Annotated in this window: 12 protein-coding genes; 5 read left to right on the top strand and 7 right to left on the bottom strand. The window is 66.1% G+C overall.

Annotated elements, in window-relative coordinates:
* Nucleotides 1–3: 3 nt before the first annotated feature.
* From rapA to GAK28_RS16770, 4 genes are all read right to left on the bottom strand, one after another.
* Nucleotides 4–2,835 carry an RNA polymerase-associated protein RapA gene (gene rapA, locus GAK28_RS16785; RefSeq protein ID WP_291781728.1) on the bottom strand — a complete coding sequence of 944 codons (2,832 nt, stop codon included), beginning with the start codon at nucleotides 2,833–2,835 and terminating at the stop codon, nucleotides 4–6.
* 87 nt (nucleotides 2,836–2,922) lie between these two features.
* On the bottom strand, nucleotides 2,923–3,603 hold the full coding sequence (locus GAK28_RS16780; protein WP_291781725.1) for a Fe2+-dependent dioxygenase: 681 nt from the start codon (nucleotides 3,601–3,603) through the stop codon (nucleotides 2,923–2,925).
* 20 nt (nucleotides 3,604–3,623) lie between these two features.
* Nucleotides 3,624–5,924 (bottom strand): catecholate siderophore receptor Fiu, encoded by a 2,301-nt coding sequence (locus GAK28_RS16775; RefSeq protein WP_291781722.1) that lies wholly within the window; start codon nucleotides 5,922–5,924, stop codon nucleotides 3,624–3,626.
* Nucleotides 5,925–6,280: 356 nt separating this feature from the next.
* The gene (locus tag GAK28_RS16770) at nucleotides 6,281–8,419 is read right to left on the bottom strand and encodes a M13 family metallopeptidase (RefSeq protein ID WP_291781719.1); all 2,139 of its coding nucleotides are present in this window, start codon (nucleotides 8,417–8,419) and stop codon (nucleotides 6,281–6,283) included.
* A gap of 243 nt (nucleotides 8,420–8,662) precedes the next feature.
* Between GAK28_RS16770 and GAK28_RS16765 the strand changes: the two genes are divergently transcribed.
* Both GAK28_RS16765 and GAK28_RS16760 read left to right on the top strand, forming a co-directional pair.
* Nucleotides 8,663–10,348 carry an alkaline phosphatase family protein gene (locus GAK28_RS16765; protein ID WP_291781716.1) on the top strand — a complete coding sequence of 562 codons (1,686 nt, stop codon included), beginning with the start codon at nucleotides 8,663–8,665 and terminating at the stop codon, nucleotides 10,346–10,348.
* Nucleotides 10,341–11,960: a multicopper oxidase domain-containing protein gene (locus GAK28_RS16760; RefSeq protein ID WP_291781713.1), complete on the top strand. Its 1,620-nt coding sequence runs from the start codon at nucleotides 10,341–10,343 to the stop codon at nucleotides 11,958–11,960. The genes GAK28_RS16765 and GAK28_RS16760 overlap by 8 nt, the downstream gene beginning before the upstream one ends.
* 58 nt (nucleotides 11,961–12,018) lie before the next feature.
* On the opposite strand, the gene GAK28_RS16755 is transcribed toward GAK28_RS16760, so the two are convergent.
* The gene (locus tag GAK28_RS16755; RefSeq protein WP_291781710.1) at nucleotides 12,019–13,809 is read right to left on the bottom strand and encodes a M14 family metallopeptidase; all 1,791 of its coding nucleotides are present in this window, start codon (nucleotides 13,807–13,809) and stop codon (nucleotides 12,019–12,021) included.
* Nucleotides 13,810–14,199: 390 nt separating this feature from the next.
* On the opposite strand from GAK28_RS16755, the gene GAK28_RS16750 reads away from it, so the two are divergent.
* Complete coding sequence (locus tag GAK28_RS16750; RefSeq protein ID WP_291781709.1) at nucleotides 14,200–14,865, top strand: response regulator; 666 nt, start codon at nucleotides 14,200–14,202, stop codon at nucleotides 14,863–14,865.
* A complete protein-coding gene (locus GAK28_RS16745; protein WP_291781707.1) occupies nucleotides 14,862–16,265 on the top strand; it encodes an ATP-binding protein in 1,404 nt (467 codons plus the stop codon). Before GAK28_RS16750 ends, GAK28_RS16745 begins: the two co-directional genes overlap by 4 nt.
* A gap of 6 nt (nucleotides 16,266–16,271) precedes the next feature.
* Here GAK28_RS16745 and GAK28_RS16740 read toward each other — a convergent pair whose 3' ends face one another.
* On the bottom strand, nucleotides 16,272–18,143 hold the full coding sequence (locus tag GAK28_RS16740; protein WP_291781704.1) for a M61 family peptidase: 1,872 nt from the start codon (nucleotides 18,141–18,143) through the stop codon (nucleotides 16,272–16,274).
* 161 nt (nucleotides 18,144–18,304) lie between these two features.
* Here GAK28_RS16740 and GAK28_RS16735 point away from each other — a divergent pair, with 161 nt between their 5' ends.
* Nucleotides 18,305–18,748 (top strand): DUF4442 domain-containing protein, encoded by a 444-nt coding sequence (locus tag GAK28_RS16735; RefSeq protein WP_291781791.1) that lies wholly within the window; start codon nucleotides 18,305–18,307, stop codon nucleotides 18,746–18,748.
* Nucleotides 18,749–18,864: 116 nt separating this feature from the next.
* On the opposite strand, the gene trxA is transcribed toward GAK28_RS16735, so the two are convergent.
* A complete protein-coding gene (gene trxA / locus GAK28_RS16730) occupies nucleotides 18,865–19,737 on the bottom strand; it encodes a thioredoxin (protein WP_291781701.1) in 873 nt (290 codons plus the stop codon).
* Nucleotides 19,738–19,903 lie beyond the last annotated feature (166 nt).

The raw sequence follows: 19,903 nt of genomic DNA, 5'->3' as shown, positions 1-19,903 counted from the left end.
CGATCAGCGCATCGCCAGGAAGTCGGGGCTGACCACGAAGCGGACCGCGTCCAGACGGACGCGGGCTTCGGGGATCGCCGCCAGCAGGGCGTCGCGCTCGCTGGCCACGGCCTCGACCTCCGCGGCGGTGATCGACGGATTCACCGTGCGCAGTGCCAGCAGGCGGGTGTACTCGGCGCCCAGTTCGCGCGTGGCGACTTCGGCGGCTTCGTACTTCAGCACTTCGGCTCGGCCTTCGGCGAGGTCCTTGGCCTGTTCGAGCATGGGCGGGACCAGCTTGGACAGGAACTTCCGGTAGCGGGCCACGTCGATGTTGCGATCCGGTGCGCGACGCAGCGCCACGTCGCTGGGGCGGAAGTTGGAGCGCTCGTTGAGGCGCGTGTCCACCGTTAGCACGACCGGCGTGGTCGGCAGGAAGCGTTCGGCGTCGAGCTTGCGGTCGGCGACTACTTCCACCACATAGACCGCTTGCAGCAGCACCGTACGCACGGGCAGCGCGTCGTCCACGAGGAAGGCGGCGTTGCCGGCTTCGCCGGAGACGAGCAGATCCACTGCGCCGGCCACCATCGGGTGATCCATGCGCAGCAAGGGCAGGTCTTCACGGGCGAGGGCCACGTCGCGCGAAAACGTCACCGAGAGTGGGCCATCGGCAAAGCCGTGCAGACCGTCGGTGGAGAGGTACTGCGGATCGAGCAGGACGATGTCGCGGCTCAGTTCCTCGGTGTGCACGCCATAGCCTTCGAACAGGCGCTGGATGAACGCGTCGCGCGCCGGATCGTTGTCTTCGCTGGCGAAGCTGCCGGTGAGGTCGTCCGCGTGCGGATCGCGACTGGCGGCAAGCTCGAGCAGGTGGTCGCGACAGGCGTGGATCAGGGCCGAGAGTTCTTCGTGCGCGGCACGCGTTTCGGCGATGAGCGAGTCCAGTTCCTGGTCGCGGGCGTCGTCACCGCGTGCGTGTTCATCGGCGAGCTGCGAAAGCAGTTCGCCGAAGCGGCGCAGCAGTTCGCGGCCATCGGAGGGGCTGCCACGGAAGGCGTCCAGGCCTTCGTCGTACCAGCGAGCCAGCATGTGCTGTGCGCTCTGCGCCACCACGGGGACATGGATGGAAATGTCATGGCGCTGGCCGATGCGGTCCAGGCGGCCGATGCGCTGCTCCAAAAGGTCCGGATCGAGCGGGAGATCCCACATGACCAGGCGATGGGCGAACTGGAAATTGCGACCTTCGGAGCCGATTTCGGAGCAGATCAGCAGGCGCGCGCCATCCGGCTGCGCGAAAAAGGCTGCGTTGCGGTCGCGCTGCACGATGCCCAGGCCTTCGTGGAAACGGGCCACGCCGACGCCGCTCTTCGTGCGCAGGGCGTCCTCGATGGCGAGCACCTTGGACTGGCTGCGGCAGAGCAGGAGGAATTTGTCGGACGGATGGGCGTCCAGCAGGCCGATCAGCGCCGCCAGGCGAGGATCGTCGTTGTAGTCGTATTCCAGCGGCGACGGCGGCTGCTGGATATCGGAACGGAATTCGGCGAGCAGGGCGTCGCGACGGCCGGGCGGCAGGGCGTCCGGATCGATCGCGAGGATCTCCGGTACGCGGCGGGGAAAGCCGCCGATGCCCGCACGGCGGTTGCGGAACATGGCACGGCCGGTGCCGTGGCGGTCGATCAGCGCGGCAAGCAGCGCGTTGCCCGCGTTGGGCTTGTCGATCAGGTGGGCCAGTTCGCGGTCGCCCTTGAAGCGCTGGGCGAGCAGGGCACGCTGGTCGGCGTCGAGCGCCTTGCCTTCGGCGAGGGCGCTGGCGAGGTCCGACAGCGGCCCGTAGCCGGTGGATTCGGCCAGGTAGGCGTCCAGGTCGCTATAGCGCTGCGGGTCGAGCAGGCGCAGGCGGGCGAAGTGACCCGCGCGGCCGAGCTGTTCCGGCGTGGCGGTCAGCAGGATCACGCCCGGCGTCGCCGCGGCCAGTTCCTCCACGAGGAGGTAGCGCGGGCTGGCGCCTTCGGGTGTCCATGCGAGGTGGTGTGCCTCGTCGACCACGATCAGGTCCCAACCGGCCTCGACCAGCTGGCGCGCGCGGCGCGGCGCGCTTTCCAGGAAGGCGAAGTCGGCGATGACGAGCTGTTCGTCCTCGAACGGATTGCGTCCGTCGTTGCCCTGCTCGATGGCCTCGCAGCGCTCTTCATCGAAGATCGCGAAGGACAGGTTGAAGCGGCGCAGCAGTTCCACGAACCACTGGTAGACCAGCGTCTCGGGCAGCAGCAACAGCACGCGGCCGGCGCGGCCGGTGGCGAGCTGGCGGGCGAGGATCATGCCGGCTTCGATGGTCTTGCCCAGGCCCACCTCGTCGGCGAGCAGCACGCGCGGCGGTCGACGGGCGGCGGCGATGCCGGCCACACGCAACTGGTGCGGTACGAGGCCGATGCGGGAGGATTCCAGGCCCCAGGCCGGCGAGCGACGGGCGTTAGCACGGCGGCGCAGGGCTTCCAGGCGCAGGTCGAAGCGGTCGTTGGGTTCCGTGCGGCCTCCGATCAGGCGGTCGTCGGCCTGCGACATGGCCTGTTCGTCGTCGAGCTGGCCTTCTTCCAGTTCGCGACCTTCGCCGCGGTAGACCAGCAGGCCCTCACGTTCTTCCACTCGTTCGACAAGAAAGGCGATGCCCTTGCCGGAGACGCGTTGCCCGGCGCGGAACTCCGCGCGCACCAGGGGGGCGCTGTCGACGGCGTAGGGGCGCAGCACGCCCGCCTTGGCGAAAAGCACCTGCACGCCGCGTCCTTCGACGCGAAGAATGGTGCCGAGGCCGAGCTCAGGCTCGGCGGTGGAAATCCAGCGTTGACCGGGTTGGAACATGCGTGGGGATAGCCGCTACATCAAGGGGCGCCAATTATCCGCCCCCGAGGGTCCCCTGCCTACCTTTTTTGGCCTTCCGGCCGTGACTTAGACCTCGGCCCAGCGACGGAGCAGGTTGTGGTACACCCCGCTGAGCTGGAGGATCGAGGCCGGGTCGGCACCGTCGGCGGAGAGTTTGCGGATCGCCGTATCCATCTCCAGCAGCAGGCGCCGGGTGCCGTCGTCGCGGACCATGCTCTGCACCCAGAAGAACGAAGCCACGCGGGCGCCACGGGTGACGGGCGTGACGCGATGCAGGCTCGACGACGGATACACGATGGCGTCGCCGGCGGGCAGCTTCACCTCGTGCTCGCCGTAGGTGTCGCTGACGATCAGTTCGCCGCCGTCGTATTCCTCCGGATCGGAGAGGAACAGCGTGCAGGAGATGTCGCTGCGGATGTGGGTATCGCCATGCCCGCTGGCCATCACCGCACCGTCGATGTGGAACCCGTATTCGCCGCCACCTTCGTAGCGGTTGAAGCGCGGCGACAGCGTGCGCAGCGGCAGCGCGGCGGCATGATAGAGCGGATGGCGGGCGAGGGCGGCCACGACCAAGTCGCCCAGTTCCTTGCGCAGCGGCGACGCGTCGGGCAGCTGCAGGTTGCGTTTCACCTTCGCGCCTTGCGGACCGACGGTCTGGCGACCATCGGTCCATTCGGCGGCGTCCATGCGCCTGCGCATATCCGCGACCTGCGACGTGCTCAGGACCTCGGGGATGTGCAGGAGCATGGCGGCTTACCTCGAAGCGATCAGAAGCGGACGTTGGCCGTGAGCATCGCCGAACGCGGCGTGGACGGGGTGTAACGATAGCCGCTCTTGTTGATCGCCGACACGTAGGTCTTGTCGAACAGGTTGTAGACGTTGAGCTGCAGGTCGAAGTGACGGTTGATCGGGTAGCTGGCCATCGCGTCGAAGACCCAGTAGGCCTGGGTGTAGGCCGGGGTGCCCACCGCGCCGTCGGTGCCGCGCTTGAGTTCGCCCGAGTAACGCGCGCCGCCGCCGATGGTGAGGTTGAACGGCAGGTGGTACGTGGTCCACGCCGTGAACGCCTTGTCGGGCGTGTACGCCAGGTCTTCCGAGCCGTCGGCCGAGACCACCTGGCCCTTCTTCACGGAGGCGTCCATGGTGGTGAAGCCAGCCGTGACGGCCCAGTTCTCGGTGATCTTGCCGATCGCGGAAATCTCCACGCCCTGCACGCGTTTCTTGCCCACCTGGTAGTACTGCAGGTCGGTCGGGTCCTGCACCACTTCGTTGGTGACGGTGGTGCGGTACAGCGCGGCGGTGACGAGCAGGCGCTGGTCGAGTAGATCCCACTTCGTGCCGATTTCGGCGGTGCGCGCCTTCTGCGGATCGAACAGCGGGTTGTCGGCGCTGTTGGCCGACGACGACAGCGTCAGCGTGTTGCCGCCCGGCGGCTCCTGTGACTGGGCGAAGTTGACGTAGATGCTGCCGTTGGCGGTGGGCTTGTAGAGCACGCCGACCTTGTAGTTCACCAGGTTGTCGCTCTTCTTCGCGTCCACGCCCGGCACGATGGCGCCGGTGGGCAGGCGTCCGCAGGCGGGTGCGCCGCGGACGCCGCAGGCGACGAGGCTGTCGAAGTCGGTCTTGTAGTGGTCCAGGCGCACGCCGGCATTTACCTGCCAGTGCTCGCCGAACTTCACGGTATCGAAGAAGTAGGCGGCGGCGGTGTTCGTCTTGCCCTGGCTGCGCGCGCCGGTTTCACCGTAGTTGAGGCCGCGCACGTGCGAGTTCGGGTGATAGAGGTTGGCCGCGGCCCAGGTGCTGCCGTTGAGCGCGCCCAGGCCGATGATGCGTGCGGTTTCCTGGGTCAGCTCGATGCCGGCGCTGATGTCCTGGGTGACCGGACCGTCGCCCACGTGAGCGGTGACGTTGGTCTGGTTGGTGGCGATGCGGTTGGACTGGTGCTTGAACGTGGGCAGGTTGCGCGTGATCGTCCAGGTGGACGGATCCGTCGGGTTCGGCGTGAGCAGGTTCGTCGAGGCACCCATGAACGAGGTGAGCAGGTAATCCTGCGTGGTGCGACCCCAGCGCGTGGTGTTGTGCAGCGCCACGTTCTCGTTGAAGTCGTGCTCGACGATCACCGTGAACATGTCCTGCGTGACATGGTCGTGGTCCTGGTCGGTACCGTAGTAGTTGCTCGGGTCGACCTTGGCGGCGTCGTTGAGGAAGCCGCGCTTGTCCGGGCTGGTGTAGCCGGGCAGGCCGATGGTCGGCACGCCGCCGTCCGGGCGGTTGTTCTGCTTGATGTGCAGGTAGTCGAGGTAGACGCGCGTAGGCGTGCCCAGGCCGAAGGCCAGCGAGGGGGCGAAGCCCCAGCGATCGTTCTTCACACGGTCGCGGCCGTAGACGCCGCTGTCCTGGTTCATGACGTTGAGGCGGAAGGCCTTGTCGCCGTCGAGCGACTGGTTCCAGTCGGCGGTGGCGCGGCGACGCTGGCCGCTGCCGACCTGCACAGAGCCGGACACGCCATTGCCGAGCACGGGCTGCTTGGTCACGAGGTTGACCGCGCCGGTCGGAGCGGTGCGGCCGTATTCCGTACCGTCCGGACCCTTGGTCACTTCCACCTGTTCGATGTTGAACACGTCGCGCGACACGGTACCGATGTCGCGGGCGCCGTCGACGAAGATGCTGCCCGAGGTATCGAAACCGCGCATATAGATCGAATCGCCGGTGCTGGTCGAGCCGTTCTCGCCCACGAAGAAGGTGCCCACGCCCGGGCTGTTGCGCAGCGCCTCGGTCAGCGTGGTGGCGCCCTGCTGCTGGATCAGCTCCTTGCCGATCACTTGGATGGTCTGGGTGGTGTCGAGCAGGGACTGGGTGAACTTGGGCGAGGAGACCTTCTCCACGCGATAGTCGGAGGAGCGGTCGGCATCCACCTGCATGCCAGGCAGGGCCTGGGCGTCGTTGAGCTTGACCTGCTGCGGCGGTGCATCGGCGGCGGTGGCGCCATGCGCCAGGGTCAGCAGGACGGCGGCACCGACGGTGCGCGCGGCGGGAGCGGCGTGCTTGCGGCTCTTGATGAAGGCCATGGAGGTTCCTCGAACGGTTTTCGAAAGGTGGCTGCATCGCGGGCGCGGCTATCCGCGCGGGCCTGGTGGCCTGCGGGCGGAGATCCTCGTTGGGTCCCTGGCAAAGCTGAGCGATGACTTACGAATATGTATCGTAATGTTAATGAGAATGAGTTGCAATTATTTTGTTATGTGTCCGATGTAGCGAGGCATGCCTTGTCCTGTAGGAGCGCGCTTGCGCGCGATGGGGCTTGTGGCGATCCCCATCGCGCGCAAGCGCGCTCCTACGAGGTGGGGTGACGTCGTCACGCGGGATAAAAAAAGGCGCCGCACTCGCGTGCGGCGCCTTCGGGCCTCAAGGGCTTTCGATCAGGCGATTACCAGATCTTCACCTGCTTGTCGCCTTCACGGACCATCTTCGCGCCCGGCTTGCACTGGAAGGCCGTGGCGAAGGCTTCCATGTTCGACGGGGCGCCGATGGCGCGCAGCGAGGCCGGTGCGTGCGGATCGACGTTGAGGTACAGCATCGCCTGCTTCTCGCGGACGCTGCCGCGCCACACGCGGGCCCAGTTGAGGAAGAAGCGCTGGTCCTGGGTGTAGCCGTCGATCTTCTCGCCGGCTTCCTTCGGGTTCTTCTTCAGGGCTTCCTGGAGCGCGTCGTAGGCGACGTTGATGCCGCCCAGGTCGGCGATGTTCTCGCCCAGGGTCAGCTTGCCGTTGACGTGGAGGTCCGGGTGGTCCTTCAGCGGGGCGTAGTCGTTGAACTGCTGCACGAGCTTGGCGGTGCGGGCCTCGAACTTCTTGCGGTCGTCCTTGGTCCACCAGTTCTTGTTGTTGCCTTCACCGTCGAACTGGCTGCCCTCGTCGTCGAAGCCGTGGCTGGCCTCGTGGCCGATCACCGCGCCGATGCCGCCGTAGTTGATCGCGTCGTCACCGTTGGCGTCGAAGAACGGCGGCTGCAGGATCGCGGCCGGGAAGTTGATCGTGTTGTCGGTGGGGTTGTAGTACGCGTTCACCGTCTGCGGGGTCATGCCCCAATCCAGGCGGTCGGTCGGCTTGCTGATCTTGGCGATGTCGTAGTGGTAGTTGAACTTGCTGGCGGCCTGCACGTTGGCGAAGAAGTTGTCGCCGGTGACTTCCAGGCCGGACCAGTCACGCCACTTGTCCGGGTAGCCGATCTTCGGCAGGAAGGTGTTCCACTTGGCGATGGCCTTCTGCTTGGTCTCGTCGCTCATCCAGTCGAGCTTCTCGAGGCGTGCCTTGAGGGCGTTGCGCACGTTGTCGACCAGCTCGTTGGCGCGCTGCTTGGCTTCCGGCTTGAACACCTTGGCCACATAGAGCTGGCCGAGGCCTTCGCCCATCGACGAGTTGACGGTGCCGAGCACGCGCTTCCAGCGCGGCTTCTGCTGCGGCTGACCGGCGAGGGTCTTGCCGTAGAAGTCGAACTTGTTGTCCTGGAAATTCTTGGACAGATACGGCGACGCGCTGTCGAGGGCGTGGAAGCGCAGGTAGGCCTGCCACGTGGACACCGGCGTGCTAGCCAGCATCTTGTCGACCTGCTTGAAGAACTTCGGCTGCGACAGCGAGAAGCCCTTGTCGATGGTCACACCCTGGGCGGCGAAGAACTTCTCCCAGTTGAAGTGCGGGGTGACCTTGTCGGCGTCGGCGACGGAAACGAAGTGGTACTGGTTTTCCGGAGCGCGCATTTCCACCGGGGCGAGCGAGGCGGCGGCGAGTTCGGTCTCGAATTTCATGACCTCGTCGGCCTGCTTCTTCGCGTCGGCTTCGGATGCGCCGCCGAGGACGAGCGTCTTGGCGATGTAGTCGACGTAGGCCTTGCGGTTATCGGCCTGCTTCGGATCGGTGTAGTAGTCCTTGGTCGGCAGGCCCAGACCGTCCTGGTTCGCGTAGGCGATCTGCACCTTCGCGTTCTGGAAGTCGGCGCCCGAGCCGAACGAGAACACGTAGCCGTCGCCATCGTTGAAGCTGGCGTCGAGGAAGTCGACGATGTCCTTGGAGGACTTCAGCGCATCGATCTTGGCCAGTTCCGGCTTGAGCGGCTCGAGGCCGGCCTTCTCGATGGCGTCTTCGTTCATGCCCGAGCGGTAGAGCAGGCCGATCTTCTGTTCGATCGAGCCGGCCTTCGCGCTGTCCACGCCCTTGTCGGCGGCATCGACGATGTCGTGCTGGGTGTTCAGGCTGTTTTCGGCGAGCTGGTCGAACGCGCCCCAACGGGTGCGGTCGTCCGGGATCGGGTTGGCGGCGACCCACTTGGCGTTGACGAAGCCGTTGAAGTCGTCGCAAGCGTCGATGCCGGTGTCGATATCGGCCACGTTGAAGGACGGAGCGGCCGGCTTGGCGGCGGCGGTGCTTGCGGCGGCCGGAGCGGCGCTACCCGTGGCGGCGGGCTGGGTGCCGGCCTGGGCGTTATCGGCGTCGTTCTGCTTGCTGCACGCGGTGCCCGCGAGCGCGATGCTCAGGGCCAGCGCGAGCGGCTTCAGGTACTGCTTGGTCATGTAAATCCCTCTGTTCTCATTGCGGTTGAACGGCGCCCCCCCGGCACCGGCAGGCTCCGAGCATAGCCTCTGAGGGCCGTGCGAAGGGGAATCCGTGACGAAAGTCATGGATCGGTGGACATCGCAGGTTTTCGCGAGCGTTGTCCTCCACCTGTCATAACGCAGGCCTAGCCTCGCCCCCACCGCATGACAGGGGATGCGGGCCAGCTATTCGGTCGACTTTCTGTTCCGAGGAGCCAAGTCATGCGCAAGCTACTGGCCGCGGGCATCGCCTGCGTGCTCACCCTGTCCGCCGCCTCCATCGCGGCGCAGCAACTCGCCCCGGCCGAATCGGCCAGCGCCCTGGGCTTCTGGCCCGGCCACGGTCGCGGTCCACACACGGCCACGCCGATCCGCCACCTGGTGGTGATCTTCCAGGAGAACGTCTCCTTCGATCACTACTTCGGCACCTATCCGTATGCCCGCAACCCGAAGGGCGAGCCGGCGTTCTACCCGCGTCCCTTCACGCCGCCGGTAAACGGTTTCGACGGTCGCCTGCTGACGAAGAATCCGAACGCGCAGAATGCTGGCAACGGCGACGGTGCGATCAACCCGTTCCGCCTTGATCGCGCACAGGCCGCCACGGCCGACCAGGACCATGGCTATACCTCGGAACAGCGCGCCTTCAACGGCGGGAAAATGGACCTGTTCCCGAAGTACACCGGCCATGGCGAAGACCTGCCGGGCGCCGATCCGTCGCAGGAAGGCAAGGGCCAGGTCATGGGCTATTACGACGGCAATACCGTCACGGCTTTCTGGAACTACGCGCAGAACTACGCGCTTAACGACAACAGCTTCGGTACGGTGTTCGGGCCGTCCACGCCGGGCGCGATCAACTTCATCTCGGGCCAGACCGCCGGCGTGGTCGACACGCTCAACGGGACCGGCGCGGAGACCGACGACGGCAACGGCGGCCTGACGATGATCGGCGACCCCGATCCCATCGGCGACGTCTGCTCGTCGCCCACCGCCAACCAGGTGACCATGGGCGGCAAGAACGTCGGCGACCTGCTCAACGAGCAGGGCATCACCTGGGGCTGGTTCCAGGGCGGCTTCGACCTGACCCGTACCAACCCGGACGGCAGCACCGGTTGCACGCGTCGCACGCTGTCGAAGGTGACCAACGCTACGTCCAACGACTACAGCCCGCACCACCAGCCGTTCCAGTACTACCCCTCCACCGCGAATCCGACGCATGCGCGGCCTGCTTCGGTGGCCTCGATCGGCAAGACCGACCAAGCCAACCACCAGTACGACATCGAGGACTTCTACGACGCCATCGATGCCGGCAACCTGCCGTCGGTGAGCTTCCTTAAAGCCTCCGCCTACCAGGATGGGCACGCGGGATATTCTGATCCGCTGGATGAGCAGGCCTTCGTGGTGCACGTCATCAACGCCTTGCAGCACAGCGGCCAGTGGAAGGACACCGCCGTGGTGATCGCGTACGACGACTCCGATGGCTGGTATGACCACCAGGCCTCGCCGCGCGTGAACGCCTCCACCGGCAACACCGATGCGCTCGACGGCACCGGCGTGTGCAACGGTCGCGCGACGCTGCCCGGCCTCGACGGCAAGACGCCGGCGCAGGGACGTTGCGGCTTCGGCCCGCGCCTGCCGCTGCTGGTCGTGTCGCCGTGGGCCCGCGAAAACATGGTCGACCACACGCTGACCGACCAGAGCTCGATCACGCGCTTCATCGAAGACAACTGGCTCGACGGCAAGCGCATCGGTGGCGGTTCCAGCGACGCCAATGCCGGTCGTATCGACAACATGTTCGACTTCTTCCTGCCGCGCCTGTTCGACCGCAAGCTGATCCTCGACGAAACGACCGGTCAGCCGAAGCGTCCGGATTGGCCGTACTGGCCATTCGGGAACGGTGGGCATGGTTGATCGCCGCCGGTTCCTGACGGTAGCGGGTTGGGCAGCTGCGATGGGATGGATCCCGTCGCGGCTGCTCGCGCATGACATGCACGCGATGAAGCCGGCTCAGTCCGGCCAGGTCGGCAACACGCTGTGCATGCACGCCATGGGCGACACGACGCATATGCCGGGTTTGGTCGATCCCGCGAAACTCGCGGCCTTTGTCGATCCGTTGCCCGTGCCTGCGATGATGCGCCCGGGGAAGGGGCAGGTATTGAACGTTCGCATGGCACGCAGCGCGCAGAAGCTCCATCGCGATTTGCCGCCGACGGAGTTGTGGACGTATGGCGGGCATTTCCCCGGCCCCACCATCGAGGCGCACAAGGGCGTGCCGTTCGACGTGGTATGGGAAAACGCGTTACCGGAACGACATTTCCTGCCTGTGGATCATGCGATCTGCGGCGCCGAGGCGGACAAGCCGGAAGTACGCGCGATCGTGCACCTGCATGGCGCGAAGGTGCCGCACAAGGATGATGGGTATCCGGAGGACTGGTATGTGCCCAGCAAGTCGCGCCGCCACCATTATCCGAACGCGCAGGATGCCGCGACGCTCTGGTATCACGACCACGCGATGGGCATCAATCGGCTGAACATGTACGCCGGCCTGATGGGCCTGTACCTGCTTCGCGACGAACAGGAGCTAGCGCTGGGCCTGCCTGCGGGGGAGTTCGAGCTGCCGCTGGTGCTGGCCGATCGCCTGCTGCATGCGGATGGACGCCTTTACTACCCCGACTCCGGCGACGCGAAGGCGCCCTGGGTGCCGGAGGTGTTCGGCAACCTCACGCTCGTCAACGGGGCGATCCTGCCTCGTGCGGACGTGCAGCCGCGACGGTATCGCCTGCGTGTGCTGAATGCGGCGAACGGGCGGTTCTACCATCTGCGTTTTCGCGATGGCCGGCCGTTCCAGGTCATCGGCTCCGACCAGGGCCTGCTGGCCTCACCGGCGACGGTGCGTTCGTTGTTCCTGGCGCCGGGCGAGCGTGCCGATGTGATCGTGGAGTTTGCCGCGGCACGTGGCACGGATATCGAGCTGATGAACGACGCGATGCCGCTGATGCGATTCGCGGTGGGGAAGGGCGAGGTCAAGGACGATAGCCGCGTACCCACCACGCTACGCGATATTGCTCGTTTCACCGAGTCGAGTGCATCGAAGACCCGCGAGTTGACGCTGGACGAGTACAGTGACTGCATCGCCACGCCGATGCTGATGTTGCTCAACGGCAAACGCTGGCACGAGCCGGTGACCGAGCGGGTGGCGCTGGGCAGCACGGAAATGTGGAACCTGGTGAACCTCACCGAGGACACGCATCCCATCCATCTGCACCTGGTGCGTTTCCAGATCCTCGATCGGCGCCCTTACGACGTGGACGAGTACATGGAGAAGAAGACGATCCGCTATGTCGGTCCCGCGCAGATTCCGCCGCCACACGAACGCGGCTGGAAGGACGTGGTGCAGGCTTTTCCCGGCATGGTGACCCGCATCGTTGCCACTTTCGACGGTTATGCGGGGCGTTACGCATGGCATTGCCATTTGGCGGAACACGAAGCGAACGAGATGATGCGACCGTTCGAGGTGGTGTAGGAGCGCGCTTGCGCGCGATGGACCTTGCCGCGAGCACCCATCGCGCGCAAGCGCGCTCCTACAACTGGTTCAGGGCCTTGGCGTCGAGGCGAAGCACGGGATAGTCTCCGACCTTCTGTGCCGTGTACCAGGGGCTGCGTTCGAAGAAGAACGCCAGCCTGGCCCGTGGGCTTGATGCGAAGGCCGAGTCGCTTTTTACTTTCGCGTCGAACTCGGCCTTGAGCGCGGGTTGCTCCGCGATCATCTTCCGGGCCAGCGCTTCCACCACGCGAGGCTCGCCGTATTCCTTCGGCTCGAAAATCGCGTCGAGATAGCCCCAGCGCAGCGGGGAATCGGGCGCACGGGCGTCGAGCAGGTTCAGGGCCAAAACGACCTGCGGATCGTTCGTGCGGACGATCACGGTGCCGGCGGGAAGCTCGATGTCCTCGTCCGAGGCGGTAATCGTCACGTCCTTCAGCATGTGATGACCTTCGAACGGCTTCTCCGACCACGAGGGCTGGGTGAGCTGGTCGTGGGTCACGGCGATCTTCGTTGCCTTAGTGGTGCGGGTGTACGGGATGCCGTGGGCATCCAGGCGTTCGATCACACCCGTCCACTGTGGCGGGATTGCCCACGCGGCGGGGATCGGCGCCGAGACGTCGGGCAGCAGGCCCAGCCAGCTCTGGATGGCGTAGTTCTTCTTCACCGACGGGTCGTAGCGGACCCAGGTATCGCCGGAGATGTCGCTGGGCGTCTGGGTGAATGCGAAGCCCTTGAGGGTGAAGGGTGTTGGCGTAGGGTCTTCCTTGAAGGTGACCGGCAGGGACGCGTCGGGCTTCGTCGCCAGCGACGCGGCCCAGGCGTCGGCATCCTTCGATGCACGAAGCAAGGCGGCGGGATCGCGGTCGATGCGTTCCAGCACGCTGCGGACGATGTCATAGGTGGCGCGCACGCGGACGGCGTAGGGCTTGAGCATATGCGTTTCGACGAGCAGGCCGGCGCGGTTGCGGATGGCCGCATAGCCCGTGGAGAAACGCGGGCCCGAGCCGAAGTTGGCGATGCCCTTGGTGATGTCGCGGCCGTCGCGGAACTCCAGGTACGGCGAGGCGAGATGGCCGAGAGCTTCGTAGCGTGCGATGGCGTCCTTCGCGATGGCGTCGCGCTGCCATGCGGCGATCGAGGGCGGCAGCTTGTGCGCGTCCTCGGTGTACCAGGTGAGGTCGTACTGGTAATCGGCGCCGTCGGTGGTGTGGATGTCGATCAGGAGGTCTGGGCGCCAGGTGTTCCACAGCGACAGCCAGGCGCGGGTTTCCGGCGCGTCTGCCTTGACGTAGTCGCGGTTGAGGTTCAAGTACTGCGACTGGCCGCGGAAGCCCATTTCTTCGGGGCCATTCTGGTTGATGCGGAAGTAGGGGCCGGAATTCTCGTGGCCGTCCACGCTGTAGACGGGGATGAAGACCAGCACCGCGTGGTCGAGCAGGTGAGGCAGGCGACCGGTGACGGCGATGTCGCGCAGGAGCATCAGGCCTGCGTCCTTGCCTTCGATCTCGCCGGGATGGATGCCGGCCTGGAGCAGCACGATCGGCTTGCCGGCGGCCCGCGCGCGCTCGGGCGTGAGGTCGCCGTCCTTCGCGGCCACCACCACGGTCATGGGGCGTCCCTCGGGCGTGGTACCGAAGGTCTCGACGCGGATCGTGCCGGGCGCGGCATCGGCCAGGCGATGCAGCCACGCAAGGGTGTCCGCATAGGAGGGTGTGGTCCGGAACGCCGAGGCTTCCGCAGGCGTGGTCCAGGCGTCTTTCGCCGGACTCGCCAGGGGCGCAGCGCAGAGCAGGGCGAGCAGGAGACGGGAGGAAAGCGTTGCGGTCATGGGGATATCCGGCAGGGAAACCGGGCCATTGTGTGGCTTTTGGCCTCACGGAGCGAATGGCTGGTCCCCATGCGCATTGCTGCACGAAAGCCGATGCAGTGACCTCGCGGTGCTGGTGAACTGGGGCGCTGGGTTCCTGTTTTCACAGGAACGACAAGCTCGCGATCCGTCGTTCCAGCGCACGCTGGAACCCAGCGCGGGGCAATGGGTTGTCGCCTCGCGGCCTCCTACGCAAAAGCCGATGCGACGCCCTCGCCGTGCTGGCAAACCGAGGCGCTGGGTTCCTGTTTTCACAGGAACGACGAGGCCGGCGATTTGGCGGGATTCTAAGCAGGCGCTAAGCTGCGGCCGCAGATAATTCCGAGCGCCGAGAGCACAGGTCCAGAGCCCTTGCACATCATTCTCGTCGAAGACGATGCCCAGCTTGGCGACGCCATCCGCCGCGCGCTGGAGCGGCTCGCCTATACGATCAGCTGGTTCCGTGACGGCAACGAGGCCTTGTCCGCGCTGCGCGATCACGACGCGGACCTGGTGCTGCTCGACCTGGGCCTGCCGGGCAAGGATGGTTTCGACGTGCTGACCGAGGCGCGCCGCCTGCAGGTGACGACGCCCGTGATCGTGATGTCCGCGCGCGACCAGCTCGACGCGCGTATCCGTGCCCTCGACGGCGGTGCGGACGACTACCTGGTGAAGCCCTTCCACCTCGACGAACTGGCCGCGCGCATCCGCTCGCTGGCCCGTCGGGTGCGTGGTTCGGCGGTGAATCGCCTCGAAGCCGGCGCGCTGTGCCTCGACCTGGGCACCTTCGAGGTGTTTTGGCACGGCGCCAAGGTGGACCTCACACGGCGCGAGTTCGCCTTGCTCCAGGCCTTGATGGAGCGGGCAGGGCGGATCGTGCGGCGCGAGTCGCTGGAGAACTCCCTGTACGGACCGGACAACGCCATGAGCACCAGCGCATTGGAGGTGCTCGTGCATTCGCTGCGCCGCAAGCTCAGCCACGATGCCATTCAGACGGTACGCGGTTTCGGCTACATGGTGCCGCGGGAGCCGAAGTGAAGGCAGTCAGCCTGCGTTCCCGCCTGCTGGCCTTGATCGTGCTCGTGCTGGCGGCCGTGCTGTTGCCGCTGGGTATCCTCAGCGCGATGCGTACGCTGGAGGAGGTTGACGAGCTTTCCGACGGCAGACTGGCCCAGGCGGCACGGACGCTGGAAGTACTGGTCGGCCGGATCGGCGTCGAGCAGTTGCGCGAGCAACGCGCCATTCCCGCCCTGGTGCCGAGTTATTCGAACCACCCCCAGGAAGTCACCGTCCAGGGGCGCACTTACGAATCGGAAGTGGGCTTCCAGGTGTTCGACAGCGACGGCAGCCTTTTGCTCGCCACGGAGAACCTTTCCGGCGTGCCGCGCACGCATGCGCCTGACGGCCAGTTCGAGGACATCAGCAGCGGACGCTATAAATGGCGGGTGTTCACGCTGATCATGGAGAACAAGGGCATCACGATCCGTGCGGGCGAGCGATACGACAGCCGTCACGAGATCACCCACGCGTTGTGGATCGAGCACGGCTTGCCGACGCTGCTTGGCTTGCCGTTGCTGGCGGTGCTGGTGGGCTGGGCGATCCGCCGCGGCCTGCGTCCGCTTGAATCCCTGGCCGATGCGCTGGCCCATCGCGAGCCCGGAAGCCGGGCGCCGATCCACCTCGACGACGCACCCGCCGAGCTATCGCCCGTGCTCGCCGCGTTGAACGACCAGATCGGACGCCTGGAGAGCGCGCTGGAGCGTGAGCGGCGGTTCAGCGCCGACGTCGCGCACGAGCTGCGCACGCCGTTGGCGTCCACCATGATCAACCTGGAGAGCGCCATGGTTTCGGCGCGCCCCGACGAAGCACAGCTGGCGCTGGAAGCGGCCCGCGAATGCCTCGTGTCGCTCGCGCGGCGCACCGAGCAGTTGCTGGCGCTCGCACGCCTTGAAGTGGGGGCCGCCTCCGGTCCGCGCGGACGGGTCGACCTGGGTGAGCTGGCGCTGGACGTGATCGAGGAGCTCTCGCCGGTGATTGGCGCGGGTGGCGTCGAACTGGAGCTACGTGAGCTGCCTGAGCAACTGTGGGTGGAGGGCTATGCCGTCGCCCTGGGCGCCTTGCTCCGCAACCTGTTGGAAAACGCGTTCCGCCATGTGCCGCGCGGTGGTCATGTTGCGTTGTCCATGTCGCGCGCGGACGACGGCACCGCCGTCATCGAGGTCGTGGACGACGGCCCGGGTATCCCCGAAGCACGTCGCGCGGGCATGTTCACGCGTTTCCAGCGAGGACTGGATACACAGGGCGAGGGCTACGGACTCGGCCTGTCCATCGTCCAGCGCGCCGCCGAACTGCACAGCGCGACGATCGAACTGCTCGATGGCGAGCGGGGCGCGGGACTGCGTGTCGTGGTTCGCATTCCCCGTGCCCCGATCGCCTGAGCCGGGTTACTTCAACGGCGTGGCGATCGCGCCGATCAGGTCCTTGCCATCGCCACGCACGAGGTGCGGATACTTCAGGCCGCCGTGGTAGTCCACGGTGACGTGGCGATAGTCGTCCACGTCCTTGATCAGGAAGTCGATGGGCGTGGTGGTGTTCTTCGCGTCGGTGATGGCGTCCTTCAATCCCTTGGTGGAATAGTCCTTGCCGTTCACGGCCACGATGGTCACGCCGGGTACGAGGCCGGCCTTTGCCGCCACGCCTTCCCATTGGGCATCTCTCACCTCGCCCTTGTCGTTGACCGAGATACCCAGCCCGTAGCTGAGGTTGACCATCTTGCGGTTCTTTTCGACCGTCTTCGCGAACGGAGTGGGCTTGTCGTCGTAGACCAGCTTCCAGCCGCCGCCCTCGATACCATGCTCGGGCAGCGCGTTGCCATGGTCGTCGAGGCGCTGGCGCAGGAAGGTCTTCCAGTCGTAGGGCTGGATGCCGTTGAGGGTGTTCACGACGTCCTCGAAGGTATAGGTCTTCGGTACGTAGCTACCGTTGTCCATCCCGTAAAACGAGCGCGCGAATTCGTCGAGCGTGTGCTTGCCTCCGGAGAGTTCGCGGATCTTCGTGTCGACGTCGAGCCAGAGCATCTGGCCTTCGGGGTAGTAGTCGGAGCCGCGGCGATAGTTGCCCCAGCCCGGCGTGCCGCGCGAGGTCAGCGGAATGCCGTCGGCGGTGTCCTGCAGCGAACGCCACGAGCGTCCCGTGCGCGCCGTCATGTCGGCAGCGAAGCCGGCCAGCGAATCGCGCCACTGCTCGGTGGTCCAGATGCCTGAGCGGGCGGTGAGCACGCCGGCCCAGTAATCGGTCAGGCCTTCATAAACCCACAGCAGGTCGTCCTGCATCGGCTCCATGAAGGTCGGTGTCCACAGGTCCGCCGGGCGACGGAACTTGCCGTTCCACGAATGGATGTATTCGTGCGGCAGCAACGAGCCCGCCGCGACGTTGAGGTCGGCATCGGTGAGGAAGTCGGCGGGCAGGCGATCGTCGCTGGACTGGTGATGCTCCAGGCCGAAGTGCGGCGTGTGCTCGGAGGTGACCAGCAGAAAGTCGTAATGCTCGTAGTGGTGGGCGCCGAACAGCTTGTTCGCCTGTACGACGAGCGAGCGCTGCGCTTCGATCTGCTTGTCGGTGGGCTTTACGCCGGCGGCGGTGTCGCCGACGATGTTCAGGTGCACGGGTACCTTCTGGCCGGGCGCGAGGTCCACGCGCGTGAAGTACTTGCCGGCCAGTACTGGCGAGTCCACGAGGTTCTCGAAACTCACCGGCTTGAAGCGCACGGTGTCGCCATCCTGCGCGGCGGTTTCCAGCGCGCTGGCGAACTTCCATCCCGCTGGTAGCTTCACGCTGGGCTCGATCGTGATGCGGCTGGTGTAGTGGCCCGCCGGATAGAACGCCACTTCGTTGAAGGACAGCGGCACGTAGTTCGGCATGGTCGGTGCCAGGTATTCGAACTGGAGGTCGAGCGTGTCCACGCCGGCCGGCACGTCGAGATGGAACGCGTACATCTCCTTCAGGTCGCGACGCCAGGGCACGCGCTGGCCGTTCGCCGTGGCGATGAGGCCGACGACGTTGGCGAGCGGTCCCGTCGGACCGTGCTCGCCGGGGATCCATTTCGGGTAGTAGATCGTGACCGCGCCGGGCGTGACCGGGATGCTTTCGCGTACGTGATAGATGCGGCGGCCGACATCGGTGAGGTCCACCGTGAGCTTGAGGTTGCCCGGGTAGGGCTGGTCGACCGCAGCGGGAAGTTCCTGGGCGAAGGCCGGAGCGGCGAAGGCCAGGGCGAGGGACGTGGCGAGCAGGGCTCGGCGAAGCGGATGGCGCATGGCGCGGATTCCGGCGACAAGGGAAGTCCCGATCTTCATGAACGACTGTTCAGCTAGCCTGTGCCAGAGGTCACGGGCCGGGCATGTTTGAAACGGGGGGCTTCGCCATGACGGAGGGGATGGCTAGCATGGCCGTCGTCTCCATTGACCCGTCGTCGCCCATGAAAGCGCCCACCCTGCGTCGCATCCTCAACGCCTGGCCTCCCTTCCTGTTCACCGGCGTGCGCGTGGTGACGTTCGACGATTACCGGCATGCGCGGGTGAAGCTCAAGCTTGCCTGGTACAACCGGAACTACGTGCGCACGCAGTTCGGCGGCAACCTGTTCTCCATGACCGATCCGTTCTGGATGATCATGGTGCTGAAGAGTCTCGGCGACGACTACATCGTATGGGACCAGGCGGGCGAGATCCGCTTCGTGGCGCCGGGACGCGAGGATGTCTACGCGGAGTTCCACGTGGACGATGCGTTGCTGGACGAGATCCGCGCGGGGACCGAGGGCGGTGAGAAGTACCTGCGCTGGTTCGATACCGACATTCGCACCGCGTCGGGCGAACTGGTCGCCACGGTGCGCAAGCAGCTCTACGTGCGTCGAAAGAAGCGTTAATCATTTTTTGTAGGAGCGCGCTTGCGCGCGATGGGGGTGCCGCGAGCACCCATCGCGCGCAAGCGCGCTCCTACAAAAGCATCAGCAGCCGCGGTTCATCGATAGCCCCGGCAACATCAGAACACCAGCGACGCCATCTTCCGGCGGTAGGTGCCTACCAAGGCCGTGTCGTCGAGCGTGGCGAAGGCGGCGAGGAGGCGCTTCTTGGCCTGGCCGTCGTTCCAGTCGCGCTGGCGCTTGAGGATGTCGAGGAACTGGTCGAGGCCGGCGGCTTCCTCGCCTTCGATGAGCAGGCGCACGCCGAGCAGGTCGCGGGCTTCCCAGTCGTCGCCGTTGGCCGCGATGCGCTGGTTCAATTCGGGCAGCGAGGGCGCACCGGCGAGTGCGCGGGCCAGTTCGAGCTGGCTGCGCAGGCGGACGGCGCGGGCGTCCGTGGCGAGGTTGGCGGGCAGGGCGTCGAGTTCGGCCTGGGCCGGTTCGACACGGCCGGCGCGCATCAGTGCCAGGGCGAGGTCGAGCTTCAGCTCGGCGTTGTCCGGCTGGGCGGCGATGTCCTGCTGGATGCGGTTGATCGCGTCTTCCGGGGATTCGACGGCGGCCGGGGCCTCGTCGTCGGCGACGCCGGGTTCGCCGGCCACGATGCCGTGGCGGGCGAGGAATTCGCGGATCTGGCCTTCCGGCTGGGCGCCGGCGAAGCCATCGGCCATCTGGCCGCCCTTGATGAGGATCACCGTCGGGATGCTGCGCACGCCGAACATGGCGGCCAGCTCCTGCTCGGCGTCCACGTCGATCTTCGCCAGGCGGAAGGCGCCGTTGAATTCGACCGCGAGCTTTTCGAGGATCGGGCCAAGGGACTTGCAGGGGCCGCACCACTCGGCCCACAGGTCCACCAGGATCGGGGTTTCGAGGGAGGCATTGACGACGTCGTTCTCGAAGCCGGCCGTGGTTGCGTCGAAGATGTGTTCGCTGGTGCTCTGGGCGCTGCTCACGGAGGACTCCTGGATACGGTGGATATCTGGCGATAAATCGGGGAAGCCGCCAAGCATATCAAGCCCCGGACAGGGCTTCAGCGAACCGTTTGGCGGCTCCGTCATGCGCCGTTTACGCGGATTTGCGATCATATGCCACCGGGCCAGTGCGGCCTCGCGCCACTGG

This window comes from Luteibacter sp. (genome assembly GCF_009912395.1).
Lineage (GTDB): Bacteria > Pseudomonadota > Gammaproteobacteria > Xanthomonadales > Rhodanobacteraceae > Luteibacter.
This window is presented reverse-complemented; position numbering and strand designations above follow the sequence as displayed.